This window comes from Cerasicoccus arenae, from assembly GCF_014651635.1.
Classification (GTDB): domain Bacteria; phylum Verrucomicrobiota; class Verrucomicrobiia; order Opitutales; family Cerasicoccaceae; genus Cerasicoccus; species Cerasicoccus arenae.
In genome coordinates, this window is record NZ_BMXG01000002.1 from 48,728 (window position 1) to 61,107 (window position 12,380).

The 12,380-nt window shown below is 49.4% G+C and carries 11 protein-coding genes; all 11 read right to left on the reverse strand.

What is annotated here, in order from left to right; translation table 11 throughout:
• Positions 1 to 13: 13 nt before the first annotated feature.
• The 11 genes from IE065_RS01870 to IE065_RS01920 all read right to left on the reverse strand — a co-directional run bounded on the left by IE065_RS01870 (position 14) and on the right by IE065_RS01920 (position 12,364).
• Positions 14 to 1,216, reverse strand: a complete 1,203-nt coding sequence (locus tag IE065_RS01870) for an outer membrane beta-barrel protein (protein WP_189511276.1) — start codon at positions 1,214 to 1,216, stop codon at positions 14 to 16.
• Between the two features lie 72 nt (positions 1,217 to 1,288).
• A complete protein-coding gene (locus tag IE065_RS01875) occupies positions 1,289 to 2,635 on the reverse strand; it encodes a hypothetical protein (RefSeq protein WP_189511278.1) in 1,347 nt (448 codons plus the stop codon).
• 46 nt (positions 2,636 to 2,681) lie between these two features.
• Positions 2,682 to 3,566, reverse strand: a complete 885-nt coding sequence (locus IE065_RS01880) for a phosphodiester glycosidase family protein (RefSeq protein ID WP_189511280.1) — start codon at positions 3,564 to 3,566, stop codon at positions 2,682 to 2,684.
• A gap of 35 nt (positions 3,567 to 3,601) precedes the next feature.
• A complete protein-coding gene (locus IE065_RS01885; protein WP_189511282.1) occupies positions 3,602 to 3,994 on the reverse strand; it encodes an LbetaH domain-containing protein in 393 nt (130 codons plus the stop codon).
• 181 nt (positions 3,995 to 4,175) lie between these two features.
• Entirely contained in the window at positions 4,176 to 5,477 is a 1,302-nt protein-coding gene (locus IE065_RS01890) for a glycosyltransferase (RefSeq protein ID WP_189511284.1), read from the reverse strand.
• A gap of 296 nt (positions 5,478 to 5,773) precedes the next feature.
• On the reverse strand, positions 5,774 to 7,171 hold the full coding sequence (locus IE065_RS01895) for a hypothetical protein (RefSeq protein WP_189511286.1): 1,398 nt from the start codon (positions 7,169 to 7,171) through the stop codon (positions 5,774 to 5,776).
• Complete coding sequence (locus IE065_RS01900) at positions 7,168 to 8,280, reverse strand: glycosyltransferase family protein (protein WP_189511288.1); 1,113 nt, start codon at positions 8,278 to 8,280, stop codon at positions 7,168 to 7,170. The genes IE065_RS01895 and IE065_RS01900 overlap by 4 nt, the downstream gene beginning before the upstream one ends.
• A gap of 2 nt (positions 8,281 to 8,282) precedes the next feature.
• Positions 8,283 to 9,305, reverse strand: coding sequence for a CgeB family protein (locus IE065_RS01905; RefSeq protein ID WP_189511290.1), 1,023 nt, complete (start codon positions 9,303 to 9,305; stop codon positions 8,283 to 8,285).
• 1 nt (position 9,306) lies between these two features.
• On the reverse strand, positions 9,307 to 10,461 hold the full coding sequence (locus IE065_RS01910; RefSeq protein ID WP_189511292.1) for a glycosyltransferase family 4 protein: 1,155 nt from the start codon (positions 10,459 to 10,461) through the stop codon (positions 9,307 to 9,309).
• 10 nt (positions 10,462 to 10,471) lie between these two features.
• The gene (locus IE065_RS01915; RefSeq protein WP_189511294.1) at positions 10,472 to 11,476 is read right to left on the reverse strand and encodes a glycosyltransferase family 2 protein; all 1,005 of its coding nucleotides are present in this window, start codon (positions 11,474 to 11,476) and stop codon (positions 10,472 to 10,474) included.
• A 6-nt stretch (positions 11,477 to 11,482) separates the two neighbouring features.
• Entirely contained in the window at positions 11,483 to 12,364 is an 882-nt protein-coding gene (locus IE065_RS01920; RefSeq protein WP_189511297.1) for a glycosyltransferase family 2 protein, read from the reverse strand.
• Positions 12,365 to 12,380: the final 16 nt, after the last annotated feature.

Here is a 12,380-nt window from a genome sequence, read left to right on the forward strand (position 1 = left end):
TAGTAGAAGCGATTTAAAAATGCACGCCTACATTTCCGAAGACCTGCCAGCTATTGTAATGGAATGTGTTCACGTCTGAATCATTAAATTGGTAGGATCCGTTAAGCCCGGCATTGGCCCATTCATTGATCTTGTATAAAAGCCCTCCACCAAAAATGAAGGAGTCATCACGGCGATTCGTTACTCCAGTGAAAAAGGTGTGCGTGTAATCAAACGCTGCATTGGCGCTCCATTGATCGGTGAATTCATGTGAGGCAGTGATGCCCGCGCCGGCTGTTTCCAATCCTTGATTGCCAGGGGATTGTCCGAGATCAACGCCAGCGTTTAAGCCAAAGGTAGTCTTGTCATCATATGCCCACTCCAACCCGATGTTAACGTAAGGATATACGAAATTTGATTCAGTATTGGGGTCTATCCAGTCGCGATATGTCAAACCGACCTGTGCGTTACCGGTTACTTTGGGGGCAATGACACCAAAGGCACCAGCAAACAGCGTGTGGTCCATGGATTCATAGGTCGGGCCGTTTCTGCTGCTTGGGGTGTACTCGTATCTGAACCGGTACCCTGCATCAAATGAGAGGAGTTCTGAATAGTTATATTGTAAATCCGTCGCTAAGCTGGCGGATAGCACGTCAGAGAATCCACTAGTGCGATAATCTTGGTATTGGAACGACGGTGATACGCCGATAGAGAACCTGTCCGACAGTTTGTAATTAAGGTCTGCGACTACATTATAATTGTAGCTGCTCGTTAATTCGCCAACTAAGTCGTTGGCTTCTGTCACGCGGCGGAAATCGAACAAAAGCTGAGCAGTTAGAGGCGATGTAACTCCATTTGGCCCCGCTAGCTTCAAGTAGAAGAATGGATCAACTGAATTATTTCCCTTCTGTGGAGTGATGACGAAACCAAAAGGAGAAAGTATTGTCGGTGTGACCACACTTCTTGAATTACCGGTTTTGTCGTATCGAATGATGCTCACACCAGCGCCGACGTCCAACGTGACGATTCCTTGTCGTCTTATAAATTGAACAGCAGGTGTAATTGTGAGGATGTCATCTCCTTCTTCGCCACTGTTAGCATTGATATTGGATGAGTATCCATATTTAGTGTTAAGAGAGACGCCGACCTCTCCACCCATGACTGGGAACAGCGCGTTTACTTGTGATGCTAAAGCAATGCATGCTGTAGCGGATAGCAGAATATTTCGTTTGTGCATAGCTAGTGTAATGCAGTTAGTTGCAGTTTGGATTAGAGATAGCGTGAATTCAGATAGTCGCAAGGCTAATTTTTACTTAATTCTCAAAACTGGAGCTGTTATGGCGGTTATAGTTGGAGGTATGCTAGTGCCAATGTGGCGCCAGATCTGGTATGTTTTCCCTGGCGGGTCTGGGGTCGATATTTCGATGGGGAGATCCCAGATATTAATGATAATTGACGAAGGTGGAGTGGAACCCACGGGAGTTACACGAGCAACTGCGTAGCTGAGATTTGATAAAGCTGACCAAACGACTTCATTATCTCCTTCTTTCGGGATATCAAAGTTACACACCTTGCCGGTTTTGATTAATGAGTTGTATTCGCTAAGTTCGCGCCAAATTTGGCTGATGTCTTGGATTTCGGCTATCTGTTCGTCCTGACTAAGTGTTGGTGCATTGAATATCATCATGCCCTGTATGCCACGCAACCACAGGTGTCGAAGACTCTCTCTGTACGCTTCGCGGCTCATAACGGGAAGGTCTTGCTTTTGGGCGTCGCGCACGATTCGTGCCACCCATGCGACTGAGCCTATGTATGGGGCGGATACGGCTCGATTCCGGGCGTCTACTGAGACGTGTTGTAGGAGCAGCCTTTGGTAAAACTGATCAACTTGGTCTGCTGCAAGTTCTGGCGAAAGACCGGCTAGCTCATAGGCTAAGGTGTTACCGTATGCATATGGATTACTATGGGTAAAGAAGAGTGCCCCGCTAGCTGCTGTCTGTTGTCCGGTTGCATCAATTATCGGTGATGCTGGGTATGATAGGTTTCCTACCCAGTTTAAGGTCGATATATTAGGAAAACTTTCGCGAGCAGGAGCAGCTAAATAGGCCGACGCAATGTTAAGGGCGAATTGTCGTCTCCATTGTGACCATTCGTGCAGATTCAAGCCATGTGGGGCATCCGTTAGGAGCTTACTAGTAGGTGCCATGAATGGAAATCCCTCATAGTCGAGCCAGAGTGCATTAACGGTGATGCCCCGTTCCTTGTAGCTCGTCATCCTGTCTCGTACAAGGTTTCCCACCGCATGCCAGCGAGATAAATCGGTTGAATCTTCTACCTGAGCTGGAAATTGATTTATATGGCCATCAGAGTCTTTAATCGGAAATGTTTTGAGGCCTTGCATCAGTTGGATAGGTGCCCCCCGCTTGCTTAGTGCTTTTGCTGTTTCGAAATGGTCTCCAAGCAGCGGCAGATGCTGATTAAAGCCAGCATTGAGGAGAAGTTGGATATCCTCTGGGGGCAGCGGCTCAAAGCCAACTCCGGACCAAAGCAGAATCGGGCCGGCTGGAGGAGAGGGTATCGCCTCTTGTGTAGCGGCTTCTTGCCGAAATATCTCAAGTATATCTTGAACTGATAATGGAGCCGCCCTGAGCGTCATACCGCATAGGATTAGCGTAAGGATTATTGTGGCGCGTATTATCATTTCAGTGATTGGGCGTAATTCCTAGGATGACAGGAACCGGCCGCGAAATGTATTTCTCAGGAGGAGGCGTTAGCAGATAGCTCTTTTGTTGCTTGATGATCATGCTAGTACTGCTTCCGCCATCAAAATTGAGGGCATTGGCTACGCCGAGGGACAACATGAATTCTGCTAGCTCGGGTAATGACGCGCCGGAATCTTTTGAGCTCTTTTGATTACTTGGGCCGCAGGCGACGAGAAAAAGCCACCTTCCATCCTCGGAGATCCCAGCGGCTGAGCGATTGGTTCTCTTGATGTAAGGGAGGGCCGCGTGGAAGACTTGATGCTCCTTGATTAACCAATGATAGGCGCTCAGGAACCATACGGCATTTTCAGGAGGCCGTAGGGTCGTTAATCCTACTTTGCCATTACTGTCTTGCCACAGAACGGGATAGCTGGGGGCTGCTGGGCCAAGACCAATTTGTTCCTGGTTTCGCGGTTTCGCTACGCCGCGCAAGGTCACGTTTGTTCCGGGGAGAAACGTTCTCCATGACTCTGTTTGCTCAGGTGACTTTCCCGGTAAGGTATATGATGTTGCGTTAACAGCGACAAGATATCCACCGACTTGCGCCATGGCGAGTGGGGATTCTAATCTCGCATTCGCGTCTTTATTTGTGCTGTTGTTGCTTGGATTTACTAATAAATTCAATGCGTAGTCGACCGCATGTAAATCTAATCGAACGGCCGTAAATTCGCCAAAGCCACTGCGAGAAATTTCACTCCACCAGACTAGTGGTCGTTCATCTGTTTTGTCTGGTCGCTCATCGATTCTTACGGGGAACTCGGGTCGTCGTAGACTCAACAAAACGATCAGAATGCTGATTGCGACCAAAGCAGGTGCAGCAATCACTAGTTTTGTTTTTGTTCTCAATCCTCAGACTGATCTCAACGTTTACCAATCACACGGGCAGGGTTACCAGCAACAATAACTCCCGGTTCGGTGATATCCTTAATGACAATTGCCCGTGCGCCGACGACTGCGTTATTTGCGATCGTGACTCCTGGTCCGATGAAGGCACCTGCGCAAATCCAGACTCCGCTGCCGACCGCGATGGGGGGGGTGATCAGAGGTAAATTGGGCTTTCGGAATTCGTGTGTGCCTGCGCATAGTTGTACTCCTTGGGAGACTAGGGTGTGTGAGCCAATCTCAATTGGGCCCAAGTTGTACACCTTCACATCCCAAGAGATAATGGAATGATCGCCCACCTTCAAGTTCCATGGGAAGAAGATTTCGGCCTGTGGGTAGATGACGACTTTTTCGCCAATTTCGGCTCCCATCTTACGCAATAGCCAATTCCTAAACTCGTACAGCGGTCGAGGGCTGAATCGAAATAATACCTTTAGAGCCCCCCAGATCACTCTTTTGATTAGAATGGATCTTGGGTAATTCTGGTTTAGGCGGTGTGCGGCTAGATCTTGATGGATCGGATTGGACTCATCCATATCAGCCGTTAATACATCAAGCGGCGCGTTTAACACAAGTCGGCATTGTTGATTGTCCGCTTAACCATGAATATACTTCATTGATTTGGCGTGCGATTCCTGTCCATCCATATTTTTCGAGGACCATTTGTCGACCGCGCCGTCCCATTTCTTTTCGCTGATGGTCGGTTAGGTTCATTGCCTCAAGCATTGCAGAGGCGAGGGGATCGACGCCAATGTCGACCCACCAGCCACATGAGTTTGTGGATATTTCCTTCCAAGGCGCACCCTTTGTTGTAATGACTGGAGTCTCGCAACCAAGTGCCTCAGCGACGGTTAGGCCAAAGTTTTCGGTATAGGTTGGAAGCACAAAAATATCCGCGTCATGGTATGTTTTCCATTTCGCTTCGTTGCTTTGGGGGCCGGTAAAGCTGATGTCTTGCAATACGCCTAAGCGGCGCGCTAAACGCTCAATCTCTGACTGATGATTGTCTTCCTCGGGGCCAACTATTTGAATGCGCCAACCGGGTTGGCGTACTTTTGCCCATGCCTTAACCAAGTTGGTTAGCCCTTTTACTTTTTGAATTCGCCCCAAGAATAACAGAGTGCGTATTTCTGGGTGTGCGCGATGCTTTCTTTCTACATTGAGCTGTTCAAGGCGTTCGTTTGAAATGATCTCTACGCCATTGGGGATTACAGCGATGGGCGCTTTAATGCCTAAGTTGCGGAGATGCTGCATCTCAATATCTGCAGTTGCGTGCAAGCAATTGGCATTTTGGAGGATCCGCTTTTGGTAAAGCCGCCAAGCCATAGCTTTTTTGATTTGCTTATGCCGCATTGCCCAAGGAGCAGCCATCCCTCTTGGTGAGACAACATATGGCACATTTGCGTTTTGAGCGAAGCGTGGACCTGCATTGAGAAACGGAAGCCAAAGCCCGTTCACATGGATGATGGAACGACTCTTTACGGCAATTCGTGTTTGAAGATATTCGTCTGCGTTGCGCGCATTAGCACTGAGCAGAAAGCATTCTGGCCCGTCCATGGTGATGGGGGCCGCGCTATTGCGCGAAATGATAGAGACATCAATGCCTTGCGACGCTAATTCGCAGCAAACCTGCGGAACTGAACGAGAAAGACCACCTGAGCTGGCGTCCAAATCTTTGACGAAGTGATATACACTTAGCGGTGAAGTGTTATTTCCAGGATGCCTTGGCCATTTCGCGGACCGATTAGTCGAGCGATCCGTAGACTTTGTGCCCGTAGCAAGGCTGTCTTGGATTAATCCAGCAGTGGAATGTTTGGCGAAAACGGGAGCCGTGTTTTTTAGTAGTGTAGTCATTAGCGCGTTCGTTAGCCAGTTTAAGTAGTGGCGAGATCTGTAGGACCTCGCAGAGCAGCTTTACATAATACGCATGGTGGGTGATTTCGTTCCGCAGCTGAGTCACCATGCCTCCAATAGGTCTGAGTTTATCTGTATGTTGAGATACCCTGTCCATATTGATGCCTTCAGCACATACTATACCAGAAGAGAACCTTTCTAGAGCCTCCAAGTGGTGTGCAGTATGCCGCAGTTTTTTACTCATTATTTTTACAACTAGCTAATTTGGGTAGGCTTGGCGAGTCTTGAATTTTCTGTTAATTTACCGCGCTGATTTGATCGGTAGCATCGTCTTCATTATCGTCTTCGTCTTCATCATCAGTCTCAATTTCTTGATTGATTTGATCAGGAACCAAGAAATGGTGCAGGCAGGTATATACCAAATAAGCCACGATCGATCCTTTGATTAGCTGATTTAACACTACGAGTAGCTCCGTTTCTGCTTTAATGGCTTGGTAGAAAACCAGTGGTATCCAGAACAGGAATGCGATGTCTCGGTGCGTAAATCGAGTAACAATACGGTAAATCGTGGCGTAAGCTAGCCCCCAGATGAACATGAATATGGCTCCCCCAAACGAGCCATAGTTGCCATAAGCTTCACCCAAGATACTAATGCCCATGGAAGTGTTGCTCTCTAATCTGAGCCCAGTAAAATGTTCAAAGTTTATTTTTCCCCCTGCGAGTGCCTTGTTCTTCATGATGGCACGAGGAAAAATTGAGCTAATTACAGCTTCTTTGATTGTATCTCCGTTGGCATACGGTTCAACCATTGGGACATTTAGCATGATTGCTGAAATAATCCAACCTTGGTTGATACGCTGTCCAGCTGCTTTCAGTGATTGCTCATTAAAGAACGCCTGGTTGCGGACGATTTTGTCGTAGGCGACTGCAAAAAGAGAAGCGTCGCGCCCTGACCATACTTGGGCGCGATAGTCTGCCTTGACCAACTGGATTGTGAATACACAAATGAATCCGGCAGTGAAAAATACAGCTTTTTTGGATGCCGACCATTTTATGGTTTGATACCAAAAGCATGCGATTAAGCTGACCCAAATGATGAGGTCATGAAACATCGCCGATTCCGCACTCCGCACGACCAATGTTCCGATTGAGAAAATGATCAGCAGATACCGCATCCGGTGTCCGGAGAAGAGGAAGTATATTGCCCCAACATAGCGTAACTGAGTAAGCAGAAAGAAGAAAAATGCTAAACTGCCTGGGACGCGACCTGCAATTAGCTGGGCGACCAAGCTGATTATCAATAAGGCGATGCCTCGTCGAAAATAGATTTCTTCCTTAAGTGTTGAAAGCTTTAGCGCCTGCCACTGATCCATAGGCCACATGAACAATGCGGCTAAGTAGAAACACGTGCCTGGAATTGCATAGGAGAAATATCGTGCGGCATCGACATACATTTCATAACGCAAGTCTGTCGAACCATATCGGTAACCAATCACGGGGCCTACCAACCACTGAAGTGTGGCGATACAGGCCGTGATCTCAATAATCGGAATGTGCGTTTCCAGTGCCCGATAGAAAGCCAGAAACATTAGACCAAAGACTGCCAATGCGAGAATGTCGTTGGGCGCAATCTGGAAACTACCCAGAAAGCCAGCAAACAACAGTGATCCGATTAATGTACCGCGGAAATTCATAATGAAAGTTGATCCAATAGAGGAGCGATAGCTGCCTCGCAACTATAGTCTGACCCGGTGGTTTTTGCTTCAGGCGGTATTAATACAGGAGGCTGAAAGTCGTCCAGCGACGAAAAATCCATTTTCCGTAATGGTGGTGTTGGCTGGCGTTCCGCAAATTCACTGATCTGCTTCATTTCCTGAGGATACCATGTCTCAAGGCCAGCTGCCCAATATTCGAACAATTTATTAGGTGCGTTGTAGATGAAATTAATTGTATTTCCGCGGTAAAGTATAAGACCGACATCATATTTACCAAGCTGTTGCGGAAGCTCATCGTAGCTCCATCCTTTTGGATTAGTTGCTACGTTGGGATAGGCCATTTTATTGAGCCATTCCCATATTGCGGGTTCGATGTTATAGCCGCTGATCATCAGAGTGACATCGTCGGGATGGCGTGCTACCCATTCGACGATCTCCTTAATGTATGTGTCACGAAATGAAGCCGAACCCACAAACAGCATCCGAACTGGCTTGGTTTTCTTAGTGGCCGTGGACTCCGGGTGCCAAGACCGAGGAGGATAGTTAGGCCAAACCTTGAGTTTGGCCGTTGCTAGTTTGGGATTATCTCTTTGCAGAAATTGCAGCCGATTCTCGTTTGTTTGAGAAATCCACAGAGCTCTTGGAAACAAATGTTTTTTTTCTAGTTTACTGGCCAACTGCACATTTCGCATGCCCTTTCGTTGATAATCAACGGGCGCATAGTATTCATGGTGGTGGATGAATAACTTAGCGCGTCCACCCAGTAGGTAATAATAGAACCAAACGGCGAGGGCCGAGTGAGGTTCAACTGAAATGATCGCATCCGCTTTTGATCGCTTTATGGCGCGCGCGCAATACCAGTGCCATGTATAGCTCTGAGCCACTCGCTTAAAAATATTGTCCGTTTTAACTACAAACTGCGGCCTTTCAATCGCGACACCACGGCACTCAAACGGCTGTCGGTTTTTCAGATTCTTACTGGTCCACACCGTCAGTTGAACGTCTTGCTTGCTGGCAAGTATTCGAATGGTATTGGTGGCCGGCGGATAATATTCGATCGGCAGAATGTGGACGTAAGCGATATTCATGATCAGTTCGTCGCTAGAACCCCCGTTTGCTCAAGCAAGGATTGTAGGATGCTGCGGTAATCACGTTGATCCCTTTTGACTCGGGCCTCGCCAGCGGCGGCCATTTTTTCCATTCGTGAGCTATCCTGAAGGAGGGCCTTTAACAACCCAGCCAGCTCGTTATAATCCTGAAAGAAAAGTGCCTCTTGGTCTGAAAAAAACGACTGAGTTTCGCTGTTTTTTTCGGTTGCCAGAATTGTACCGCAAGCTGGGATTTCGAATGTTCGAGTGGTGTGCAGCTCAGGAAAGCGTTTGGATACCAGGCCCAGGCTAATCCAAGATTGCGAGAGAAGCTGGGCGTAATCTTCACCGAATACTGCATTGCCGATGTAATGGAAATCAGGATTGTTGGGATGGCGTTGCTGGAATCCATCCCATCCGAAGCCTGCGATACGCACAGGAATACCTGCTTTCAATAGCTCTTCGACGCACGTTTCTCGATCTGGCTCGCAAAGGCCTACAAACACAGCTTCGAGGCGCTTTTCGGATGCGGGCGTCCGTGGAGAATGGAGGGTGTTATCGTAGCCTTGAGTTGTCATGATCAAGCGATCAGCTGGCAACCACTTTAGATATTCGTTTGCCTCAAATGACTTCGTAGATATCGCCCAGTCGTAGAATTGAAGTGACCGATTGAATGCTTGGGAACGGTTGGTGTGGTAAGCGGTGTCTGGCGTGTAATGTATCAGCGTTTCTGCATGCTGACGCATTATTTTGGTCGTATTGAAGGACAGGTAGGCGGCTTTATCTACCCAGATGAGATCCTGCTTTTCGGTGAGCTTTTGTTTCACCAGCTTGTTCGTTTGGCTGATGACAGGCCCTAGTTTTGCGCGGAAAGACAGTGTTTTTGCCCATCGCGGAGCGGTTAAGTAGGGTGGGTGGGTATCGATCCAAGACCATTCCCAGCCAGGGGTCAGTGATCGGAGGACGTCGGCGCGCATACGTGAAGTCGTACCTGGCGTCAGGATGCCAATGTAAGTTGCTTTCATGCTAGGCAAGGCACATCTTGATCCGGTCGGCCATTTGCGCGCCGATGACTTTCCACGTGGATTTTTGCATCGCGGTATCTCGTGCTTGTTGGCGCATTGCGCGGTAAATCTCAGGTTGTTCAATGAGGTATGAGATTTTTTGCACCAAGTCCTTGGGAGTGATTGGAGGGTCTAGGAGGAGTCCTGTTTCGCCATCCATTACCAGTTCCGGGATACCAAATTTCCGCACGCTGATAGCCGGGCATCCAAAGGTGGCTGCTTCAGTCAGCACGAGTGGGTTGGTATCTTCTCGGGTCGGGTGAATAATGAGGAACGCGTTGGCGTAAATGCTCTCGAAACGAGCTAACTCCTCCGGAACATCGGGGCTCAGTTTACCCACATACTCAATTTGCGGAAAGGCTCGCCAGCGGTCATTTGGGGGGGGGCCGCCAACTATCGTCCAGTGAAGTTCGGGATACTGCGTTACTAACTGCTCGAAGGCGTTCAATAAAATATCGCCGCCTTTCTGTTCGAAGTTCATGGCGATGGTCACCAAATTCAGGGAATGGCCATCCCAGACGTCCGAGGGGGGGGGGGGGAGGACACCGCCTCGCCCGAGAGCGACATAGTGCTCGCCTGATAGTTGATAGGCCTCGCGGGCTCGATCCAGACCCCATTGAGACTCAAAAAACACCGTTTCGGCACCTTCGAGGAATTGCGCTTCTTCGGCCCAAATCCGTCTGAGGTCTTTTTGATTAAAGTCGTTGATAGACAATCCGTTATGGAAAAACGTGTGAAAAACGACGTCAAGATAGACAAAATACGGGCGTTGTGGGCGACATCGGCTCCACCGTGCGGCAGATCGGAAAAACACGGCATCTAGGCAGTTTGCATCCAGTTGCCGCACTTGTTCGGCATTCCTGTTCAGCGTATTGGGGGAAAAATAGGCAAAGCGGCCTGGCTGGCGCAGGATTTTGCGCTGGAGCCGGGACCAGAGTTGCTCGCCCCAAGGAACCGATGGTTTATAGACCAAGGGTTCAATTTCGTCAAAATGCGCTTTGAGTTGCTGATAAGCATGCCAGCTCACCGCATAGCTACCACCACCAGAGGGCTGGAGATCTAAATCGGTGATGAATGCAAGTTTTGCGCACATTTCCCGCACAACATCGACGCTCAACGGTCATCATTCAAGCCGTTTCGATTCGCTGGACCCGCTGTCTCTCCTTGCGGGCGAGAATCGCTGACCAGCCATATTGGTAGATAAATGACTGAAGGCGGCGAATGTTCTTCCAGCCAAGTATCGGCAAGAGCACTTGCAACGCCCGCCCTCCCTGAATGCGTAGCTTGCTGCCTCCTAGTTGGTGGACAGCTTTTTCGGCCTGTATGGCAATTTCAGGGAAATCGGGGAAAAATTGATAGAGCCACATCTGATAGCGATCAGCGCAGATGCGACGGATACGTTCGCTGTTTTCGCGAGCTAGCAGGAGGTCGCAGCCGAGCGATGTGGTCAGATAGGCGGACGCCATTGCTTTTTGACCGCGGGTGCCACTGAGGGTTGGTGTCAGATTTTTACGGTAGGCGTAGAGCGCCTTATCTGCCCAACGAACGCCTTCCGAATGCAGAAGCAGGCGAATGCTGAACTCGAAATCATTATTGAGACTGAGTTGCGAATTCCAGCCGCCTGCTTGGGCGATGATTGCCTTGGGGATTAGCCATTTCCAGCCACCCATCATTCCCTCGTTGTGTGCGAGTGAATCGTAGAGCCACTCCAGCGGGTCATCGTAGTTACGATTGGTCGTCTCGATTCTGGCTTTGGCGAGGTTTTTGTCTTCAACAAAGTAGCCCCAATGGCAATCTGCCAAGCAGCGCGGGGAGTCGCGTAGCGCATCAATTTGTGCCTCCAGGTGTCCGGGCATGAGGGCGTCATCCGCGTCCACAAATTTAATATAGCTCCCCGTTGCTTCCTGAAGGCCGCGATTCAACGCTGCTGACTGTCCAGCATTGGCTTGTCGGATGAGCCGAATACGTGGATCGCCGAAATTGGTAATGATCTCCGCAGTGGCGTCGCGGGAGCCGTCATCTACGACGATGATTTCGAGTTCAGAGTAGGACTGTTCACAAACGGACGTCAGCGAAGTCTTAATCCATTCTTCGGCGTTATAGGCGGCAATGATGACCGATATCAGACTCATAATGGCCTAGTAGTAGGCTTTGAGGCCAGTCAGCATTTCGCTGAACGTTAGTTTGGAGTCTCGGTATGCGCTTCGGGCTAACGAGAGATTTCGGCTTTTTAAGGCTAAGGCGAGGATACGTCGTGCGTGGTGCTGTTGCACGCGTCGCTTTGCCATTTCAGAATCTGTTGAGCTGAGCGGGCATTCGGGGCTTTGCAGTGCGTTGATTACCGCTTGATGGCCGAGCACGAGGTATTCTTTTTGTGCCGGCGCACTGCGAAATTCTTGCCCCTCATGTACTCGCCACCAAACCAAAGAGGGTGGGAACAGAATGACTGGCCAGCGGGCGGCTAGGCGTAGCCACATGTCGTTATCACTGGCAACGCCGAAGGCCTGAAAGCAGCCGACGTCATTAAAAGCATTTCGACGCATGATTGCGCCGGATGGGCCGCAGGATAGGCAGCCTCGCTCTAGAAAATGTTTGTGGTAGGCTTCCTTGGGCGAAATGAGCCAGGGATATGGTTTCTCGGCTTGGAGATCTGAATGAGACAGGCCTAGTGCGGCATCGGGATGGGCTTCCATTGCTTCGACCATGATCGCGAGGCTGTGCGGGTAGATCAGATCGTCGGCATCGACATACTTGATGTATTTGCCTTGGGCCAGCGATGCGGCGCGATTACGATTTGGATAATCACGTAGATTCTTGGCGTTGAAATATGCCTGAACGCGGGAGTCCTTGGCCGCGATGTCCTTCATTAATGCCGCCGAACTGTCCGTCGAGCAATCGTCCACCATGATGACCTCAAGGTCTTCGAAGGTGGATTGAAGAATGCTCTCTACACAGGCCTCAAGGTAGGCTTCACGGTTATAGACCGTTACGAGAACGGAAACTGTTGGCGGGCTACTCATCAGCGAAAGTCCATCT

What these genes read in the sequence shown, in the direction of transcription:
- IE065_RS01870 (WP_189511276.1), bottom strand. Translation starts at nt 1,216, where the DNA reads ATGCACAAACGAAATATTCTGCTATCCGCTACAGCATGCATTGCTTTA.
- IE065_RS01875 (WP_189511278.1), bottom strand. Translation starts at nt 2,635, where the DNA reads ATGACGCTCAGGGCGGCTCCATTATCAGTTCAAGATATACTTGAGATA.
- IE065_RS01885 (WP_189511282.1), bottom strand. Translation starts at nt 3,994, where the DNA reads ATGGGAGCCGAAATTGGCGAAAAAGTCGTCATCTACCCACAGGCCGAA.
- IE065_RS01890 (WP_189511284.1), bottom strand. Translation starts at nt 5,477, where the DNA reads ATGACTACACTACTAAAAAACACGGCTCCCGTTTTCGCCAAACATTCC.
- IE065_RS01895 (WP_189511286.1), bottom strand. Translation starts at nt 7,171, where the DNA reads ATGAATTTCCGCGGTACATTAATCGGATCACTGTTGTTTGCTGGCTTT.
- IE065_RS01900 (WP_189511288.1), bottom strand. Translation starts at nt 8,280, where the DNA reads ATGAATATCGCTTACGTCCACATTCTGCCGATCGAATATTATCCGCCG.
- IE065_RS01905 (WP_189511290.1), bottom strand. Translation starts at nt 9,305, where the DNA reads ATGAAAGCAACTTACATTGGCATCCTGACGCCAGGTACGACTTCACGT.
- IE065_RS01915 (WP_189511294.1), bottom strand. Translation starts at nt 11,476, where the DNA reads ATGAGTCTGATATCGGTCATCATTGCCGCCTATAACGCCGAAGAATGG.
- IE065_RS01920 (WP_189511297.1), bottom strand. Translation starts at nt 12,364, where the DNA reads ATGAGTAGCCCGCCAACAGTTTCCGTTCTCGTAACGGTCTATAACCGT.